Source organism: Streptomyces aurantiacus JA 4570 (assembly GCF_000414115.1).
GTDB classification, from domain to species: domain Bacteria; phylum Actinomycetota; class Actinomycetes; order Streptomycetales; family Streptomycetaceae; genus Streptomyces; species Streptomyces aurantiacus_A.
This window is the reverse complement of sequence record NZ_AOPZ01000257.1, coordinates 1-19775: the sequence shown is the minus strand read 5'-3', so window position 1 is coordinate 19775 and position 19775 is coordinate 1. Positions and strand designations below refer to the sequence as shown.

At 72.6% G+C, this 19775-nt stretch carries 12 protein-coding genes and 1 pseudogene; 6 read left to right on the top strand and 7 right to left on the bottom strand.

What is annotated here, in order from left to right:
- Positions 1-9: 9 nt before the first annotated feature.
- Genes STRAU_RS23875 through STRAU_RS23860 form a run of 4 tightly spaced genes read right to left on the bottom strand, consistent with a single transcriptional unit; the run spans position 10 to position 7593 of the window.
- Entirely contained in the window at positions 10-3660 is a 3651-nt protein-coding gene (locus STRAU_RS23875) for a hydantoinase B/oxoprolinase family protein (protein WP_016642951.1), read from the bottom strand.
- A 25-nt stretch (positions 3661-3685) separates the two neighbouring features.
- Positions 3686-4087: a DUF742 domain-containing protein gene (locus STRAU_RS23870; RefSeq protein ID WP_016642950.1), complete on the bottom strand. Its 402-nt coding sequence runs from the start codon at positions 4085-4087 to the stop codon at positions 3686-3688.
- A 9-nt stretch (positions 4088-4096) separates the two neighbouring features.
- Positions 4097-4537, bottom strand: coding sequence for a roadblock/LC7 domain-containing protein (locus STRAU_RS23865; RefSeq protein ID WP_016642949.1), 441 nt, complete (start codon positions 4535-4537; stop codon positions 4097-4099).
- Positions 4534-7593: a nitrate- and nitrite sensing domain-containing protein gene (locus STRAU_RS23860; protein ID WP_016642948.1), complete on the bottom strand. Its 3060-nt coding sequence runs from the start codon at positions 7591-7593 to the stop codon at positions 4534-4536. Before STRAU_RS23860 ends, STRAU_RS23865 begins: the two co-directional genes overlap by 4 nt.
- Positions 7594-8301: 708 nt before the next feature.
- Here STRAU_RS23860 and STRAU_RS23855 point away from each other — a divergent pair.
- The gene (locus STRAU_RS23855) at positions 8302-8886 is read left to right on the top strand and encodes a hypothetical protein (protein WP_052029207.1); all 585 of its coding nucleotides are present in this window, start codon (positions 8302-8304) and stop codon (positions 8884-8886) included.
- 109 nt (positions 8887-8995) lie between these two features.
- Here STRAU_RS23855 and STRAU_RS23850 read toward each other — a convergent pair whose 3' ends face one another.
- On the bottom strand, positions 8996-10348 hold the full coding sequence (locus tag STRAU_RS23850; protein ID WP_016642946.1) for an NAD(P)/FAD-dependent oxidoreductase: 1353 nt from the start codon (positions 10346-10348) through the stop codon (positions 8996-8998).
- Positions 10349-10488: 140 nt separating this feature from the next.
- Positions 10489-10782: pseudogene (locus STRAU_RS23845) on the bottom strand (bifunctional 3-phenylpropionate/cinnamic acid dioxygenase ferredoxin subunit); the annotation flags it as partial.
- Between the two features lie 319 nt (positions 10783-11101).
- Between STRAU_RS23845 and STRAU_RS23840 the strand changes: the two are divergent.
- The 5 genes from STRAU_RS23840 to STRAU_RS23820 all read left to right on the top strand — a co-directional run bounded on the left by STRAU_RS23840 (position 11102) and on the right by STRAU_RS23820 (position 18037).
- Positions 11102-11845 carry an IclR family transcriptional regulator gene (locus tag STRAU_RS23840; protein ID WP_016642944.1) on the top strand — a complete coding sequence of 248 codons (744 nt, stop codon included), beginning with the start codon at positions 11102-11104 and terminating at the stop codon, positions 11843-11845.
- 251 nt (positions 11846-12096) lie between these two features.
- Positions 12097-13182 carry an S-(hydroxymethyl)mycothiol dehydrogenase gene (locus tag STRAU_RS23835; protein ID WP_016642943.1) on the top strand — a complete coding sequence of 362 codons (1086 nt, stop codon included), beginning with the start codon at positions 12097-12099 and terminating at the stop codon, positions 13180-13182.
- Positions 13183-13283: 101 nt separating this feature from the next.
- On the top strand, positions 13284-15713 hold the full coding sequence (locus STRAU_RS23830; RefSeq protein ID WP_052029209.1) for a GcvT family protein: 2430 nt from the start codon (positions 13284-13286) through the stop codon (positions 15711-15713).
- Between the two features lie 6 nt (positions 15714-15719).
- A complete protein-coding gene (gene solA / locus STRAU_RS23825; RefSeq protein WP_016642941.1) occupies positions 15720-16907 on the top strand; it encodes an N-methyl-L-tryptophan oxidase in 1188 nt (395 codons plus the stop codon).
- Between the two features lie 11 nt (positions 16908-16918).
- Complete coding sequence (locus STRAU_RS23820; protein ID WP_016642940.1) at positions 16919-18037, top strand: aromatic ring-hydroxylating oxygenase subunit alpha; 1119 nt, start codon at positions 16919-16921, stop codon at positions 18035-18037.
- Here the strand turns inward: STRAU_RS23820 and STRAU_RS23815 are convergent.
- A partial coding sequence (locus STRAU_RS23815; protein ID WP_037661490.1) for a coiled-coil domain-containing protein occupies positions 18015-19775 on the bottom strand: 1761 nt, incomplete at its 5' end. The two genes, STRAU_RS23820 and STRAU_RS23815, sit on opposite strands and share 23 nt — an antisense overlap.

Genomic DNA, 19775 nt, shown 5'->3' with positions numbered 1-19775 from the left:
TCGCGTGCGTCAGTTGGGGCGTGGTGCGTCAGTTGTGGTGTGCGCGCCGGTGGCGCTGTGCGGCGGCGGTCCGTACCCGCCGCCGCCCGGGGTTTCGATCACGAGTACGTCGCCGGGGCCCGCGTCGGCCGAGTCGCTGCCGTCGAGCCGCACGACGGCGCCGTCGGCCCGCTCGACGCGGCCCGAGCCGAGCGCGCCCGGCTCGCCGCCCGCCATGCCGTAGGGCGGCACCACGCGGTGCTGGGACAGCGTGGAGACCGTCATGGGCTCCCGGAAGCGGATGCGGCGTACGGCGCCGTCCCCGCCCCGCCAACGGCCCTCGCCGCCGCTGCCGTGACGTACGGCGAACTCCTCCAGGACGACGGGCAGCCGCCATTCGAGGACCTCGGGGTCGGTGAGCCGCGAGTTGGTCATGTGGGTCTGTACGACGGAGGCGCCGTCGAAGCCGTCTCCCGCGCCGGAGCCGGAGGCCACCGTCTCGTAGTACTGGTGCCGGTCGTTTCCGAAGGTGACGTTGTTCATGGTGCCGGAGCCCTCGGCCTGCACCCCGAGCGCTCCATAGAGGGCGCCGGTGATCGCCTGTGAGGTCTCCACATTGCCCGCGACGACGGCCGCCGGTGGCTCCGGCGACAGGAAGCTCCCGGCCGGCACGACGATGCGCAGCGGTCGCAGACAGCCGTCGTTGAGGGGGATGTCGTCGTCGACCAGCGTACGGAAGACGTACAGGACGGCGGCGTTGACCACGGCGAAAGGCGCGTTGAAGTTGGTGGCCAGCTGTGGCGACGTGCCGGTGAAGTCCACGGTGGCCGTGCGTTGTTCGCGGTCTACGGAGACGCGCACTTGGATGATGGCGCCCGAGTCGGTCTCGTAGGTGAACTCGCCCTCTTCGAGGGTGTCGATGACGCGGCGTACGGAGTCCTCGGCGTTGTCCTGGACGTGCCGCATGTATGCCTGCACGACGTCGAGCCCGAAGTTGTCGATCATGCGGCCCACTTCGTCGACACCCTTCTGGTTGGCGGCGATCTGGGCGCGCAGGTCGGCGAGGTTGGTGGCGGGGTTGCGGGAGGGGTAGCGGGTCTCGGTCAGCAGGCTCAGGGTCTCGGCCTCGCGGAGGCGGCCGGCCTCCACGAGCAGCCAGTTGTCGAAGAGGATGCCCTCCTCGTCGATGGTGCGGCTGCGCGCGGGCATGGAGCCGGGTGCGATGCCGCCGATCTCCGCGTGGTGGCCGCGCGAGGCCACGTGGAAGAGGATCCGCTCCCCGGAGGTGTCGAACACGGGGGTGATGACGGTGACGTCCGGGAGGTGGGTGCCGCCGTGGTACGGGTCGTTGACCGCGTAGGCGTCGCCCGGCCGCATGGTGGTGCCGCGGCGGCGGATGACCTCCTTGACGCTGGTGCCCATGGAGCCCAGGTGGACGGGGATGTGGGGGGCGTTGGCGACGAGGTTGCCGTCCGGGTCGAACAGGGCGCAGGAGAAATCCAGCCTCTCCTTGATGTTGACCGACTGGGCGGTGGACTCCAGGCGGGCGCCCATCTGCTCGGCGATCGACATGAAGAGGTTGTTGAAGACTTCGAGGAGGACCGGGTCGGCCTCCGTCCCGGCGTCGGAACTCGCGGGCGCCGCCACCCGTTCCATGACCAGGTGCCCGTCGTCGGTCATGGCCCCCTGCCAGCCGTCGTCGACGACGGTGGTGGCGCCGGCCTCCGTGATGATCGCGGGCCCGGTGACCCGTTCGCCGGGCGGCAGTTCCTCGCGGCGGTGCAGGGGCACTTCACGCCAGGAGCCGCCCGTGTGCAGGCGCACGGTCCGCGCGGTGCCGTGCTCGGTCGTGCCGCCGAGCACGGAGAGGTCCGGGGGTTCGGTGAGTCCGGTGGCCTCCACGGAGAGGGCCTCGACGACCACGGGGCGGTCCAGGGTGAAGGAGTAGGTGGCGCGGTGGTGTTCCTCGAAGGCGCGGGTCATGGCGTCCGGCTCGGTGAGCTCGACGCTGAGGGTGGTGTCGGTGCCGTCGTAGCGCAGGTGGGCGCGGCGTGTGACGCGCACCCGGTCGGCCGGCACGTCCTCGGCGGCGAGCTGGTCGCGGGCCGCGGCCTCCAGGTCGTCGGCCGTCTTGTGCACACGCGGCATCGAAGGCGCCTCCAGGGGCGCCTCCACGGACTGCTCGCGCATCGCCGTCGTGTCGGCGAGGCCGATGCCGAGCGCGGACAGGACGCCCGCCATGGGCGGCACGAGGACGGTGCGGATGCCGAGCGAGTCGGCCGCCATGCACGCGTGTTGGCCGCCCGCGCCGCCGAAGGTCGTCAGGGCGTAGCGCGTGATGTCGTGGCCCTTCTGGACCGAGATGCGCTTCACGGCGGCGGCGATGTTGGCGACGGCGATCTGGAGGTAGCCCTCCGCGACCTGTTCCGGGGTGCGGTCGTCGCCGGTCTGCTCGGTGATCTCCCGGGCGAGGTCGGCGAAGCGGTCACGGACGAGGGCGTCGTCGAGCGGCTGGTCCCCGTCCGGGCCGAACACCCGGGGGAAGTGGGCGGCTTGGACACGGCCGAGGGCCACGTTGGCGTCGGTGACCGTCAGCGGGCCGCCGCCGCGGTAGCTCGCGGGGCCGGGGTCGGCGCCCGCCGAGTCGGGGCCCACCCGGTAGCGGGCGCCGTCGAAGTGCAGCACGGAGCCGCCGCCCGCGGCGACGGTGTGGATGTCGAGCATGGGGGCACGCAGGCGTACGCCTGCGATCTGCGTCGTGAAGACCCGTTCGTACGCCCCGGCGTAGTGCGACACGTCCGTCGACGTACCGCCCATGTCGAAACCGATGACCCGGTCGAACCCGGCGAGCCGCGACATGCGGGCCATGCCCACGATGCCGCCCGCGGGCCCGGACAGGATGGCGTCCTTGCCGCGGAACTGGCCGGCTTCCGCGAGCCCGCCGTTGGACTGCATGAACATCAGCCGCACGCCCTGGAGTTCATCGGCGACGTGCTCCACGTAGCGCCGCAGGACGGGCGAGAGATAGGCATCGACGACGGCGGTGTCGCCGCGCGGGACGAGCTTCATCAGAGGGCTGGCCTCGCTGGAGAGCGAGACCTGCGGGAAGCCGGTGCGGCGCGCGAGGTCACCGGCCGCCTGCTCGTGGGCGGGATACAGATGGCTGTGCACGCAGACGACGGCGACGGCACGGATCCCGTCGTCGTATGCCTTCCGAAGGGCTTCGGCGAGCCCGTCGAGGTCGGGTGCGCGCAGCACTTCACCGTCGGCGCCGACCCGCTCGTCGTACTCGATGACGCGTTCGTACAGCTCTTCGGGGAGGACGATGTCGCGGGCGAAGATCCGCGGACGGTTCTGATAGGCGATGCGCAGCGCGTCGCGGAAGCCGCGCGTGATGACCAGGGCGGTCGGCTCGCCCTTGCGCTCCAGGAGGGCGTTGGTGGCGACGGTGGTGCCCATGCGCACCACGTCGATGGGTACGTCCCCCGCGCCCCGCGAGGTGCCGGCGTCCAGCGCGCCCGCCTGGACGAGGAGTTCCCGGATGCCCGCGACGGCGGCGTCGGCATAGCGCGCGGGGTTGTCCGAGAGGAGCTTGTGCGTGAGCAGGCCGCCGTCCGGGCGGCGCCCGACGACATCCGTGAACGTGCCGCCCCTGTCGACCCAGAACTGCCAGCCTGTCACGTCTCAATCCCCGCTTTCGCGCTGTTCAGAGCGCCCGGAGGCCGTTGATCACGTCGCGCAGAATACTCTCGTCCGGCAGCTCGGCGGGGGGTACGGGGCGGGTCACGTGCACCAGTCGGTCGTCGACCAGATCACCGATCAGGACGCGGACCACACCGATCGGAAGGTCCAGTTCCGCCGCGAGTTCCGCGACGGACTGCGGGGTGTCACGGCACAGGCCGACGATGTCCACGTGCTCCGGGGACAGCGTCTGGTCGGCCTCCGTCTCCTCGGCACGCGACTCCGCGATCACCACCGCGATGAGGTCGAGGCGGTGCTGGGCCGGGCTGGTGGTGCGCCCGCGCGTCATGGCGTACGGACGCACCACCGGACCGGCGTCGTCGTCGAACCAGTGGGGCAGTGCGGCCTGACCGTCGTCGTCGCTCATGCCCTCCCACTACCCTCCCGTGGGCAGGTCGGTGCGTGGCGCCGAACCCAGATGCACTCCCACCCTCTTGACCAGCAGCGTCATCTCGTACGCGACCAGACCGACATCGGAGTCCGCGTCCGCGAGGACGGCGAGGCAGCTCCCGTCGCCCGCGGCCGTGACGAAGAGGAAGGCGTCGTCCAGCTCGACGACCGTCTGGCGGACCTTGCCCGCGTCGAAGTGACGCCCGACGCCCTTGGCGAGGCTGTGGAATCCGGACGCGACGGCGGCGAGATGCTCACTGTCCTCGCGGGTCAGATTCTTCGACACGCCCGTGGGCAGACCGTCTCCGGAGAGCACGAGCGCTTTGCGGATGCTGGCGACACGCTCCACCAAGTCGTCGAGGAGCCAGTTCAGCTCTCCCGATCCCCCGGTCGCGGTGGTGCGTGCGTCGGCCTTCGGTGCGGTCATCGACCGTCCCCCTCAGATGTCGTTCCTGGTGCTGCGCCGTCCGGGACGTCGTCGCCCGAGGCGTTCTCTTCGCGGCCGCGCTGCCAGCCGCGCTGGAGCGAGGCCATCCGGCTGCGTACCTCGTCGGCGTCGCGCTCCTCCGCTCCGGGCCCGGCGGGGGCCGCGTCGAGCTGCGTACGGCGGTCCGGGCTGTCCTTCAGCTGCGGGGCGAGACTCGCCTGCCGGACCCTGCGGGGCAGCCCGCCCGCGGCGGGCGCGGCCGGGTCCTCGGCCGCCGTGCGGGGCGGCGTCTGCGTGCTGCCTGCGGCCCGGTCCATGGGTCCTCTGTCCGTCCTTGCCGCCCGGTCCGCACCGGGCGCTGTCTCCGTGCGGGTGGTGGCACGCGGCGCGTCCGGCATCGGGCGGCGCCGGGGCAGGAGCGGCTGCGCCCCGGCCGGGCCGTCCGTGCTCAGGGGACGCGGCGGGGTCAGGTCGGGCCAGCCCGCGTCCGGCCGGGGGCGGCGCGGCAGATCGAGACCGGCGTCTCCGGAGGGGTCGACGGCATCCCGCGCGGGACCCCGGCCGGGGCGCCCGGCACCGTTGTGGCCGCGGCGTGCGGGGGTGTCGTCGCTCGCCTGGTCGGCTTCGTCGGCCGCGTCCGTGTCGCGGGAGCGCGTGGGGCCCACGCGGCGGCCGTGCGAGGAGACCAGCTTCGGCGCGCGGCGGCGGGCCAGGGGCATGGTGCCGCCGGGGGCGAGCCCGTCGTCCACGGGCTCTTCGGGGTGCAGGGCGTCGTGGCCGGCGGAGTCGGCGGCGCGAGCCGGCTCGTCGACGTCGGACTCGCGCGCGTCGCGGGCCTGCTGGTGCTGCTCTCCGGAGGTCTCCGGGGTGCGGCGACCGGCGGTTTCCGGGGCGCGGCGACCGGCCGTCTCCGGGGCGCGGCGACGCGGGCGGAACAGTCCGCCGCGCTCGCTGTCCTCGTCCTCCAGGGCGCCCGGAAAGCCGTCGAGCCCGGCCATGCCGACCGGCGCCTCCAGCTCGACGGGTCCGTCCAGGAGGGACGCCGGAAGGCCGGGCAGTTCGACGGGCACCTGCGCGAGAGCCGCGGCGCGGTCGTCGGCGGCGGGGCCGGTCACGGACTTCTGCGGCTGCGGCCGGTCGAGCCGGAAACCGACGCCTCCGGTGTCGGGCACGTCGTCGGTGAGCAGCGACTCCGGTAGGAACACGACAGCGGTTGTGCCGCCGTACGGGGAGGGCTGCAGCGACACCCGGACGCGCTGGCGCTGGGCGAGGCGGCTGACCACGAAGAGGCCGAGGCGGTCGGTGTCGGACAGCTCGAACTCGGGGGTCTCGGCGAGGCGGAGGTTGGCGTCGAGGAGGGCTTCGGAGGCCATGCCGAGGCCGCGGTCGTGGATCTCCAGGGTGAAGCCGTTGGCGACGTGCTCCCCGAGGACCTGCACCGCGGTGTGCGGCGGCGAGAACACGGTGGCGTTCTCCAGGAGTTCGGCCAGCAGGTGCGTGATGTCGGCGACCGCGGGACCGGTGACGGCGATGCGCGGCAGGCGGCGCACCTCGATGCGTTCGTAGTCCTCCACCTCGGCGACGGCGGCGCGGACGACGTCCATGAGCTGGACGGGCTTGCGCCACTGCCGTGAGGGAGCGGCACCGGAGAGGATCACGAGACCTTCGGCGTGCCGCCGCATGCGGGTGGTCAGGTGGTCCAGGCGGAACAGGTCGGCGAGTTCGTCGGTGTCCTCGGTCCTGCGCTCCATGGTGTCGAGCAGTGTGAGCTGCTTGTGCAGCAGCACCTGGCTCCGGCGAGCGAGGTTGACGAACACTTCGGAGACGCCGCGGCGCAGGTCGGCCTGTTTGACGGTGGCCTCGACGGCGGCGCGCTGCAGGGTGTTGAGGGCCTGACCGACCTGGCCGATCTCGTCCTTGTCGTAGGACAGGCGCGGCGCCTCGGTCTCCACGTCGACCTGCTCGCCGGACGCGAGGCGGCGCAGCAGCCCGGGCAGCCGCACGCCGGATGCCTCGTGGGCCTCCAGGCGCAGTCGGCGCAGGTCGCGGATGAGGCTGCGTCCGATGCGTACGGAGAGGAAGAGGGAGACGAGGACGGCGAGCAGGCCGAGCACACCGGCGACGGCGAGCTGCACGATGACGCCGACGGCCTCCGGGCGGGCCCGGTCGCGCAGGCGCTCGACGGCGTCCTCGTTGCGGTCGGAGAGGCTCGTGAGGACCTTGTCCGTCTCGCGGTTCCAGTCGCCGGAGGTGATCCCGCGCGCGGCGCCGGACTCCATCAGGGACTTCTCGGCGTCGCGCAGCCGGCTCGTCTCGGCGCCGTTCCAGAAGCGTTCGTAGCGGGCGCGCTCGTTGCCGGGGAGCTGGGCCAGGCTGTTGTCGAGCAGCATGGTGCGCTGCGCCACGAGGTCGGAGACCTGTCGGATCTCCCCCTTGGTGACGGTGCCCGCGACCAGCGCGGATCCGATCAACGCGTCCTCGCGGGACAGCAGTTCGCGAGCCTGGCCGACACCGACGAGCGCGCGTCCCTCCGCCGTGACACCCACGTCGTCGAGGGCGTTGAGCGTCATCAGGAAGCCGAAGCAGGGGTCGGTCAGGCGCGTGTACATCTTCAGCGCCTTGTCGCGGCTGATCGTGCCTTCCTCGACCGTGCGGCGCAGCGCGTCGAGCCCTTTGAAGGCGTCGAGGGCGACGTTCAGGCGCTCCTCGGACCGTCCGTCGAGGGCATCGCGGGAGTCGGAGCTCTTCGCCCTGGACTCGACGTCGGCCACATGTTTGTCGGTGGCCACACGGCTGCGGCGCAGCGCGGCGAGGGCGTCCGAGGCGCGGGGGTCCGCCAGGTAGACGAGGGTCTGGCGCCGCTCCTCCTGGACCACTTGGGCGGTGTCCTGGATGGGTATGGCCAGGTCGTCGATGATGTGGGCGGTGTCGATCAGCTTGTTCGCCTCGCGCCCGGTGAGGAAGGTGGCGAAGCCCCAGATCGCCGTGAGGGACACGAGCGGCACGAGCAGCAGTGCCACGATCTTCCGGCGGATGGACTTCCCGCGAAAGCGCATGGCCTCCCCCAGATCGGGCCCCTCACAGCCGCGCAATGGCCTGGGGCACACATGTGCGTCAACAAACGGCGCGAGCCTACTACTGACACACGTGCAACTCGAAGGCACGTCCGGACGCTTTTCGGCCGTGACGCGAAAGCTGCGTCCTTAGTTGTCCGCCCATTGGGGGAGATTGCCTCCCGCATGCGGCACATGCCAGACGGCTTCATCACCGGTGCCACCGGGCCCAGTTGGCCTGAAGTGTTCGTCGGGTGGAACCGTTCGGGCCGAAAGCCGATCTCTCCTCCCGGGGCGGGAATCTTCCGCGGCGCTCATTCGTCGATCAGTACGAGGGACGGTGCGGGCGGGGACGGAGCGGCACGGGGGCCCGACGGCGCGCACGGTGGCCCGACGGCACGAGAGTCGCCGGTAAGACGTGGCAGAGGCCCTGGCGGGCGCGGCGTAAAGCAGCGTAAAACGGGCAGCAAGTGGAGAGTCGGACATGAGAGCTCTCGATGGACCGGCCGCGAGGCAGGGGCAGAACAGCGGCACGGGCAAGGCAGCGGGGGGAGTGACGAGTTGATGGGCACGACAGAGCGCCACCGGGCTTCCGGGAATACGGCGTCCGGACATGGGGCGTCCGGGAGCAGGACCCTTGGGGGCGGGGCCTCAGGGGGCGGGGCCTCAGGGAGGCTCGCGAGCGCCGATGTGGCGCGAGAGGACCGGGAGTTGGACAAGGCTCCACAACGGCGTACGTCCGGCCGGGCCGACGAGACCCGGGAGCGGCGCAAGCCGGCCACGACGCCTGGCGGCGGGGACCGCCCCAAAGCGGCGGGGCGGCGAGGTGGGCAGCGGGGTTACGTCGAGGTCCCGGACGACGAGTTCCTGGACGCCGAGGCCCTGGACGCTGACGAGGGCATGGAGCGGCGGCCCTTGTGGGTGGAGGAGCCCGCCACCCGGCGGCGGTTGCCGGATCCCGTGCGCACGGCGGCCGTCCGTGCGGTGCTGATCGTGTCGTTGACGCTCATCCAGGCGATGACGGCGTTCTTCTGCGCGATGGCCGAGTCCTGGCTGGCCTTCCCCATGGTGCTGAGCAGCGTGGCCGGCACGATCGTCGCCACCTGGGCGGTGTGCGACGTGTGGGTGACCCGCCAGGTCTGGAACCAGCGCAACGGCGTGGTGTCGGTGCCGAGCAGCACGGCACGCCGGCTGCGGCGCGAGCGACGCAAGGCCCGTCGCGACGCGCGGGTGGCCGCCCGCGCCAAGGAGGGCATACGGAACCGGGGCGGGGCAGGACAGTTGTCGCACTCCTGACTCGGACCTCGCGCCCGACGCCCCGGCCTTCGGACCTCGGCCGCTTCGGACCTCGGCCGCTTCGGCCTCGGCCGCTTCGGACCTCGGCCGCTTCGGACCTCGGCCGGATTCAGACCGCGGCCACTTGTCGCGCTCGTAGTTCCCTTCGCAACTTCATGAAGGGACGGGGGCAGTTGACGGCCAGGGCGGCAGTCACGCGGCCGCCGTGTTCGTACACGGCCAGGAAGCTGCCGTCGTCCGGACTGCCTTCCGCGATGCGTACGGCGGCGTCGACGGGGCGGTGCCCGGCGAACTGGATGCGGGATCCGTACTGGTCGGACCAGAAATACGGCTGCGCGGTGACGGCCTCCACGGTGTGAGCGGCGAGCAAGTTCCGTACGGCGACACGGGGTTGCTCCGTCGCGCTCGTCCAGTGCTCGGCGCGGACGCCGCCCACGCGGGCGACATCCCCCACAGCGACCACGTGCGGAAGAGAGGTGACGCAGCCGTCGTCGCACAGGACGCCGTCGCGTACGGCGAGCGACGTGCCCGCGAGCCAGGCGGTGTTGGGCGTGGCGCCAATGCCGACGACGACCACGTCGGCGGGCAGGAGACGGCCGTCGGACAGTTCGACGGCGGTGACGCGGCCGGAGCGGTGCGGGCCGGGGTCATCCGGGCCTGGGTCGCCCGGGCCGGGGCCACCCATGCCTGGGTCGCCCGCGCCGGGGCCGTCCGGGCCCCCGGCGACTGCCGTGTCGGCGGAGGCCATGCGGTGAAGGCATGCCACGCCCGTTCCGGTGAGCAGCCGGGCGCCGCCCCGCCGGTGCAGGTCGGCGCAGAACGCGGCCATGTCCGGGCCGAGTTGGGGTAGCAGCGGCAGAGGTGCGGCCTCGACGACGGTCACGTCGTGGCCGAGGGCGACGCACGACGACGCCGTCTCCGCGCCGATGAAGCCGCCGCCGATGACCACGACGCGCCGTGGGCCGTGGGCCAGGTCGGCGCGGAGAACACGGGCGTCGTCGAGGGTGCGCAGGGTGTGGACGCCCGCGGGCCAGGGGCCCGGCAGACGGCGGGCCGACGCACCGGTCGCGACGACGACACCGTCGGTGACGACGGCCCGGCCGTCGTCGAGGAGGACGGCGCGGCCGCGCTGGTCGAGACCGGTCGCGTGGACGCCGAGCAGCCACTCGGCGGCCAGCTCACCGATCTCCTCGGAGTCGGTGAGGGCAAGGGAGTCGGTGAGGGCGAGCGTGTCTTCGGCGGGGGTGCCGGTGCGGGGATCAGCGGCACCGGTGCAGGGATCACCGAGGCCGGTGCGGGAATCGTTGGAGGTGAGGAAGTCCTTGGACAGCGGAGGCCGGTCGTACGGCAGGTGGGGCTCGGCGCCGACGATCACGAGACGCCCGTCGAAGCCCTGGGCACGCAGCTCGCGCGCGGCGTACAGACCGGCGAGGGAGGCGCCCACCACGGTGACGGTGTTCATGCGGCGGAGCCCTCACCGGTGAGCGGGTTCCGCCCGGAGCCGGCGATCGAAACGCCGACTGGGACCTGGGCGGAGACGCCCGCCGGCACGGAGGCGGAAGCGGCGGCGGAGGCCGGGACCGGCACGGCCACCGGGTCCGTCAGGTGGACATGGATCGTTCCGTCGACCACGCTCACGCGATGGGTGCGCACCGGACGGCGGGCGGGCAGGCAGGTCGGCTGTCCCGTGCGGAGGTCGAACGACGCGGCGTGCAGCGGACATTCGACCAGGCAGCCTTCGAGCCAGCCCTCCGAGAGGGAGGCGTCCTGGTGGCTGCAGGTGTCGTCGACGGCGTACAGCGCGCCGTCGGCGTTGAACACCGCGACGGGCGGCGTGGTATCGAGACGGACGGACTCGCCCGCAGGGAGGTCTTCGAGGCGGCAGACGGGAATCACGGGCCCTCCTCTGGGTGGCCGGCCCGGTAGGGGCCGTTTCGGCCAGGGACTCTTCGGTAACGTGGAGTTTCATATGGCGCACCAGAGAGCGCTATGCGCAACAGAATCCGGTGGGATGCCCATCGCGTCAAGGGGCTCCCTGGGACGCGGCTTGAAGCGGCCGCCGAGTGGTGAGAGTTGAGATATGACCCGCACGCGGAAAGAGCCTGGCCAGAACGAGGAGCCGCACCAGGGAACGCCCCATGGGCAGCGCGGTGAAGCACTCCCGGAGCAGCCCGCGAAGCCGCGCGAGCCGCAGGGCAAGGCGCCCGCCGGTTCCGTGCAGTCCGTGGACCGCGCGGTGAGCGTCCTCGAGATCCTCGCCCGGCACGGCGAGGCCGGGGTCACCGAGATCGCCGACGAGCTGGGGGTGCACAAGTCGACGGCGTTCCGGCTGCTCGGCGTGCTCGAAAACCGCGGGCTCGTCGGGCAGGCGAAGGACCGCGGCAAGTACTTCCTCGGGGCGGGCGTGCTGCGCCTCGCCGGGGCCGCGGCCGTGCGGATGGACATCTCCCAGGAGGGCGGGCCGGTCTGCCGCGAGCTCGCGGACGAGCTGGGCGAGACGGTCAACATCGCCGTCCTCGACGACGACGCCGCGGTCAACATCATGCAGGCCCGCGGACCGGCGTCCGTGACCGCGCAGAACTGGCTGGGCCGGCGCACCCCGCTGCACGCCACCTCCAGCGGGAAGGTGCTCCTCGCCCACCTCCCGACGACCCTGCGCGAGGGCCTGGTCGCCCGCACCCTGCCGCGCATCACCGAACACACGGTGACCGGGACGGTGGCGCTCCGCCGCGACCTGGAGACCGTCGTCGAGCAGGGCTACGCGATCGCCGTGGAGGAGCTGGAGGTGGGCCTGGCCGCCGTGGCGGCGCCGGTGCGCGCGCACGACGGCAAGGTCATCGGCGCGCTCAGCGCCTCCGGTCCGGTGTACCGGCTGACCGAGGACCGGCTCACCGAGCTGGCCAAACGCACGGTCGCGGCGGCGGTGGAGCTGTCGCGCCGGATGGGCTACGGCTTCTGACGAGGGCGGGGCCCACGGCCCCGCCGCCCCTGCCCGCAAGCGCCCCGGGCCCTGAGCCCCGAGAGCGCGGAGCCGGACCTTCCCGGCCCCGCGCTCTGTCGTGTTCCGGGCTCTTCCGCGCCGCCCGCAGCGATTTGCCAAGCGTTCACTCCCGCCCCTTGACGGCTCCTTGATGCCGCTCTCACGATGTCTCTCATAGCGCAACCGATCGTGGAGTACGCAACAACGACTCACAGTCGAGGAGCCTGGCCGTGCCACACGAGGTCCGTGGCGTCGTCGCCGCGAAGAAGGGCGCACCCGTCGAGGTGCAGACGATCGTCGTGCCGGATCCCGGACCGGGAGAGGTACTTGTCACCGTGCAGGCCAGCGGGGTCTGCCACACCGATCTGCACTACCGGGAAGGCGCTGTCTCCGACGACTTCCCGTTCCTGCTCGGGCACGAGGCCGCCGGCACCGTCGAGGCGGTCGGCACCGACGTGGGCGGCCTGGCGCCAGGCGACTACGTGGTCATCGCCTGGCGCGCCCCCTGCGGAACGTGCCGCTCCTGTCTGCGGGGCCGTCCCTGGTACTGCTTCGACTCCCGCAACGCGGCGCAGCCCATGACGCTCCTCGACGGCACCCCGCTCAGCGCCGCCCTCGGCATCGGCGCCTTCGCCGAGAAGACACTCGTCGCCGCGGGCCAGGCCGTGAAGGTCGACCCGGCGGCCCGGCCGGAGGCCGCCGGCCTGATCGGCTGCGGCGTGATGGCCGGATACGGGGCGGCGGTGAACACCGGGAACGTGGGCCGCGGCGACACCGTCGCCGTCATCGGTTGCGGCGGCGTGGGCTGTGCCGCGATCGCCGGGGCCTCGCTCGCCGGGGCCCGGCGCGTGATCGCCGTCGACATCGACGACAAGAAGCTCGACGGCGCCACCCGCTTCGGGGCCACCCATACCGTCAACTCCCGCGGCACCGACCCCGTCGAGGCGGTGCGCGGGCTCACCGGCGGTTTCGGCGTCGACGTCGCCATCGACGCGGTCGGCGTCCCGGAGACGTACAAGCAAGCCTTCTACATGCGGGACCACGCCGGCGTACTCGTCCAGGTCGGTGTGCCCGATCCGGCGATGGCCGTCGAGCTGCCGCTGATCGACCTGTTCTCGCGCGGCGGCGCGCTCAAGTCCTCGTGGTACGGCGACTGTCTGCCCACGCGGGACTTTCCGCTGCTCGTCGACCAGTACCTCAGCCGCAGGCTCGACCTCGGCGCCTTCGTGACGGAGAAGATCGCCCTCGCCGAGGTCGAGGAGGCGTTCGCCAGGATGCAGCGCGGCGAGGTGCTGCGATCGGTGGTGGTCCTGTGACCGGCGTACGACACGAGCCGCACGCCGCCGACGCGCGCGACCCGCACTCCCCCGGCGTCGGCGGCACCCCGGCCGTCCCGGCCGCCCCGCGCGTCGTCGTCATCGGTGCCGGAATCGTCGGCTGCTCCCTCGCCGACGAGCTGACCGCCCGCGGCTGGACCGATGTCACCGTCCTCGAACAGGGCCCGCTGCACGCCCCTGGCGGCTCCACCTCGCACGCGCCCGGGCTCGTGTTCCAGACCAGCCCCTCCAGGACGCTGAGCGAGTTCGCCGCGTACACCGTGAGGAAGTTCGGCGCGCTCACCGTGGACGGGCTCTCCTGCTTCAACCCGGTGGGCGGCCTGGAGCTGGCCACCACGCAGGAGCGCTGGGCCGACCTGCACCGCAAGGCGGGCCTCGCGGCGTCCTGGGGCATCCGCGCCGAGCTGGTGGGCGCCGCGCGCTGCAAGGAGCTGTGGCCGCTGCTCGACACCGGCCAGGTGCTCGGTGGCCTCCACACGCCCGACGACGGCCTGGCCCGCGCCGTCCTCGCCTGCCGCGCGCAGATCGACCGTGCCACCGGCCGCGGCGCCCGCTTCCTGGACCGGCACACGGTCACCGGCATCGAGCGCGCGGAGGGCCGCGTCACCGGCGTCGTCACCGACCGCGGCACCTTCCCCGCCGACCACGTCGTGTCGGCGGCGGGCTTCTGGGGCCCGGTGATCGGGCGGATGGCGGGCGTCGACGTCCCCCTGCAGCCGCTCGCCCACCAGTACGCGCGGACGCTCCCGCTGCCCGAGCTCGCCGGTGTGAACGACCCGCGCACCGAGGCATCCCGGCCCATCCTCCGCTTCCAGGACCGGGACCTGTACTTCCGCGAGCACACCGACCGCGTCGGCATCGGCTCGTACGCCCACCGGCCGCTGCCCGTCGACCCGTTCGCCGTGCCCGCGTACGACGAGGCGACCGCCGGCGGTCTGGCCATGCCGTCGTCGTACCCGTTCACCGAGGAGGACTTCGCGCCGAGCTGGCAGGACTGCTGCGGACTGCTGCCCGCGCTCAAGGAGTCGGCCGTCGAAGAGGGCTTCAACGGCGTGTTCTCCTTCACCCCGGACGGCATGCCGCTGCTGGGCGAATCCCCCGCGCTGCACGGGTTCTGGCTCGCCGAGGCCGTCTGGGTCACGCACTCCGCGGGCGTGGCGAAGGCCGTCGCCGAGTGGATGGTCGACGGCCGGCCCACCGTCGACGTACACGACTGCGACCTCACCCGCTTCGAGGAAGCCCAGCGCTCCCCCGCGTACATCGCCGACCGCGGCGCCCAGCAGTTCGTCGAGGTCTACGACGTCATCCACCCGCACCAGCCCATGGACGAGCCGCGCCCCCTGCGGGTCAGCCCCTTCTACGCACGCCAGCGGGAGCTGGGCGCGGTCTTCCTGGAGGGCGGCGGCTGGGAGCGGCCCCACTGGTTCGAGGCCAACGCCGCGCTGGCTGCCGACGTGGACGTGCCCGCGCGGGACGCCTGGTCGAGTCGGTACTGGTCGCCCATCGCCGCCGCCGAGGCGCGGGCCACCCGCGAGCGGGTCGCGCTCTACGACATGACGCCGCTGCGCCGCCTGGAGGTCACAGGGCCCGGAGCCCTCGGCTTCCTTCAGCGCATGACCACCAACAACCTTCGCAAGAAGCCTGGTTCGGTCACCTACACCCTCCTTCTGGACGAGGCGGGCGGCGTCCGCTCCGACCTGACCGTGGCACGGCTCGCCCCCGCCCAATTCCAGGTCGGCGCCAACTCCCCCGCCGATCTCTCCTGGCTACAGTCGCACGCGCCCGACGACGTCCACATCAGGGAGATCACCCAAGGGACGTGCTGCGTCGGCGTGTGGGGGCCGCTGGCCCGCGCGCTCGTACAGCCGCTGACCCGCGACGACTTCTCGCACGCGGCCTTCGGCTACTTCAAGGCACGCCGCACGCATCTGGGGCATGTGCCGGTGACGGCGCTGCGCCTGAGCTATGTCGGCGAGCTGGGCTGGGAGTTGTACACCAGCGCCGACCTGGGACTCCGTCTGTGGGACACGCTGTGGGAGGCGGGCCGGGAGCTCGGTGTGATCGCCGCCGGGCGCAGTGCCTTCAACAGCCTGCGCCTGGAGAAGGGCTATCGCGCCTGGGGCCAGGACATGACGGCTGAGCACGACCCGTACGAAGCGGGTGTCGGCTTCGCCGTCCGCATGGACAAGGACGACTTCGTGGGACGCGAGGCGCTCGCGCGCCGTGGCCCGCTCACGCGCAGACTCACCGCGCTCCTCCTTGACGACCCGGCCGCCGTCGTCCTCGGCAAGGAACCCGTGTACGTCGGCGGGGAGACCGGCGGCGCGCCCGCCGGCTACGTCACCAGCGCCGCGTACGGCTACACGCTGGGCCGCTGCGTCGCCTACGCCTGGCTGCCGCCGCTCACCACGGGCACCGGCGTGCACATCGAGTACTTCGGCGAGCGGGTCTCCGCGACCGTGGCCGACGAGCCGCTCTTCGACCCCGAGATGACCCGAATCCGGAGGTGACCCGCCGTGTCCCCCACCACCCCCAGCTACGACGTGATCGTGATCGGCCTGGGCGGCATGGGCAGCGCCGCCGCCCACCATCTGTCCGCGCGCGGGGCCCGCGTCCTCGGCCTGGAGAAGTTCGGCCCGGTGCACCAGCGCGGCTCCAGTCACGGCGGCTCCCGCGTCACGCGGCAGTCGTACTTCGAGGACCCCGCGTACGTACCGCTGCTGCTGCGCGCGTACGAGCTCTACGAGAAGCTGGAACAGGACACCGGCCGTGAGATCGCCACTCTGTGCGGCGGTGTGATGGTCGGCAGGCCGGACGGGCGGGTGGTCTCCGGGGCGCGGCTCTCGGCCGAGACCTGGGGCCTGCCGCACGAGATGCTCGACTCCCGGGAGATCCGCCGCCGCTTCCCGACGCTCACGCCGCGCGACGGCGAGGTGGCGCTGTACGAGGAGCGCGCGGGGCTCGTCCGCCCGGAGCACACGGTCGCCGCACATCTGCAACTCGCCACCCGCCAGGGCGCCGACCTGCACTTCGAGGAGCCGGTGACGCGCTGGGAGCCGTACGGCGGCGGGGTGCGGGTGCATACGGCCGAAGACACCTACACCGCGGGTCAGTTGGTGATCTGCCCGGGTGCCTGGGCGCCGCGGCTGCTCGCGGACCTCGGGGTTCCGTTCACCATCGAGCGGCAGATCATGTACTGGTTCCAGCCGACGGGTGGCGTCGGCCCCTTCCTCCCCGAGCACCATCCGATCTACGTGTGGGAGGACGAGGCGGGCGTCCAGGTCTATGGCTTCCCCTCGATCGACGGCCCTGACCTCGGCGTGAAGGTCGCCTTCTTCCGCAACGGCAGTGTGTGTACTCCGGAGACCATCGACCGCACGGTCCATCCGCACGAGGTCGCGGCGATGGCCGAGCACATGGCGCGGCACATCCCGCTGCTGCCCGGGCGTCTGCTCAAGGCCGCGACCTGCATGTACACGACGACACCCGACGAGCACTTCGTCATCACGCGCCATCCGGCGCACCCGGAGTCGGTGACGGTGGCCTGCGGCTTCTCCGGGCACGGCTTCAAGTTCGTGCCGGTGGTGGGCGAGATCCTCGCCGACCTGGCCCTCGACGGCACCACCGGGCATCCCATCGGCCTGTTCGACCCCCGCCGGATCACCGGCCCGCTCGATCCCGCGCCCGCCGCGGCGCCCGTCTGAGGAGTACGGACGTGACGACAGAGGTCTCCGCGAGCCTCATCGCGACGCTACCCGGCCACTACTACACCGACCCCGACGTCTTCCGCCAGGAGCAGGAGCGCCTCTTCGAGTCCCTGTGGTGCTGTGCCGTGCGCGCCGCCGACCTCGGCAAGCCGGGCGCGTACCGCACCGTCCAGATCGGCCGCGAGAGCGTCCTGATCACCCGCGCCCGCGACGGCGGCCTGCGCGCCTTCCTCAACGTCTGCCGCCACCGGGGCGCCCGCCTGTGCGCCGACGAGGCGGGAGAGGTCCGCCGCAGCCTCCAGTGCCCGTACCACGCCTGGACGTACGGCCTGGACGGCCGGCTGATCGCGGCCCCCAACCTGACGCGGATGCCGGACGTCGACCGTGCCGCGTACGGCCTCGTCGAGGTCGGTCTGCGGGAGTGGCTCGGCTATGCCTGGGTGTGCCTGGCCGAGCAACCGCCGTCCTTCGAGGAGACGGTGATCGGTGAGGCCGTGGAGCGCCTCGGCGATCCCGCGTCCATCGAGCGCTACCGCACACAGGACCTGGCACTCGGTCACCGCGTCCGCTACGACGTGCGCGCCAACTGGAAGCTGATCGTCGAGAACTTCATGGAGTGCTACCACTGCGCGACCATCCACCCCGAGCTGACCGATGTCCTGCCGGAGTTCGCCGACGGCTTCGCGGCGCAGTACTACGTAGGACACGGTGCCGCCTTCGGAGAGGACGTGCACGGCTTCACTGTCGACGGCAGCGCGGGGTTCGGGCGCCTGCCGGAGGTGGCCGACGACCAGGACCGCCGCTACTACGCGATCACCGTGAAGCCGGCCGTCTTCGTGAACCTGGTGCCCGACCACGTGATCCTGCACCGGATGTTCCCGCTGGCCGTGGACCGCACGGTCGTCGAGTGCGACTGGCTGTACGCACCCGACGTCGTCGCCTCCGGAGCCGATCTGTCGAAGTCGGTCGAGCTGTTCCACCGGGTCAACGAGCAGGACTTCGCGGCCTGCGAGCGCACGCAGCCCGCGATGCGCTCACGTGCCTACCGGGGCGGCGGCGTACTGGTGCCGACCGAGCACCACATCGGGATCTTCCACGAGTGGCTCACCCGGCGACTGGCTTCTTGAACATCCTTGTCGCGGTGATCTCGCCGTGCACCGTCTCCCCGGCCGGGGCCTGCTGCTCCTGCGGCAGGCCCGGCCGCAAGTGCTCCTCGACGCTGATGTACTTCAGGCCCGCGCGCAGGTCCGCGTCGTTGCGCAGCCGGATGACCAGCGGGAACTCCGCGAGCGCCGTCGTGTCGAACAGGCCGGTGGTGTACAGGAGCTGGACGCCGAGGGCGTCCGACACGGCGCGCTGGAGTTCCAGGAGGTACGTCGCGTTGGCGCGGCCGATGGGGTTGTCGAGGAACAGCGTGCCCGCGTGCCGGTGCTTGTCGCGGCCGCGGTCGTTGGAGCGCAGGGCGGCCATCGTGCAGTACAGGGCGATGGCGGCGGTCAGGAGCTGGCCTCCGGAGAACACGTCGCCCATCTGCCCGACCGGCACGCGCTCGGCGCGCAGCACGGCGTCCGGCTTGAGGATCTCCACAGCGACGCCACGCGGCTCCAGGGCGGCCTGAACTCCTCTGAGCAGCAGGGACATTCCGTCCCTTCGCAGGTCGGAGTTCTTCTTCACGGCCGCGCGCGTGGCCTCGTCGATGACCTCGCCGAGGCGTTCGGTGAGCGTGGCCTGGTCGGGCTCTTCGAAGCGGACGCGCAGGAACTCCTGGCCGGACCACTCCCCCAGGCCCTCGGGCAGCCGGGAGAGCCGCTGGGCGGAACGGAGCGTGGCGAGCGCCGACTCGACCAGGCCGCGCAGCCGGTCGACGATGCTGTCGCGGTTGCGCTCCAGCTGCTCCAGTTCGTCGGTGAGCACGCGCAGCCGGGGCGCGAAGGCGTCGGCCCACTTCTTGGCGTGCTCGGGCAGGGCGGAGGCGGGCAGTTCGCGGATCTGCTGGCGGGCGGGGGTGCGGACCTGTTCGTACCGGGTGGAGTTGGCGTGCCGGACCAGGATGTCGCTCGCCTCGCGGACGGCCGACTCGGCGGCGGACAGGTCGGCGGCGCAGCCGCGCAGGGAGCGGCGGGTCTCGGCGGCGGCCTGCCGGGCCTCCTCCAGGGTGCCGGGGTAGGGCTCGGGCTGCTCGTCGTCCTCGGTGTCGTGGTGCTCGCGCAGCAGGTCGCGCAGGAGCGCCGCCGTCTCGTCGAAGCCGCCGCCCGCCTCCTCCGTGGCGCGGTGGGTGTGCAGCAGCGCCGCGTGCGCCTCCTTGGCGCGGCTCAACGCCTCCGTGTGGGCGGCCAGTTCGCCCGTGGCGGTGCGCAGGAGCGCCTGGGCCTGCTCTGCGTCGGCGGGCACCAGGTCCTCGGGGAGCTCGGTGTGCGCGTCGCCGTCTTCGGGGGCGTGCCGTTCCGCCTCGCCGCGCAGCCGGCCGAGCTGTTCGCTGGCGGTGGAGGCGCGGGTCTCGATGAGCTGGACCTGGGCCTCCGCGCGGGCGGCGGCGGCCTGCCGGGAGGGCCCGTCGGCGCCGTCGGTGCCTTCGAGGAGCTGGGCGGCGCGGGTGCGCACCTTGTTGCTGAGCCGGTCGAGCTCGGCCAGGGCGGCGCTCTCGTCGCTCTCGGCGCGGGCCTGTTCGGCGCGCAGGTCGGCGCCGACTCCGACCTTCTCGTAGAGCTGCGATGCCGCGCGGTATGCCTCGCGCAGGGCGGGCAGCGAGGTCTTCGGGGCGTCCTGGTCCAGGGGTACGTCTTCGGGGGCGCCCGCGATCTCGGCGCGCTCCGCGCGCAGGGCACGCGCGGTGCGGCGGGCGTCGTCGGCGGCGCGCTGGGCGGG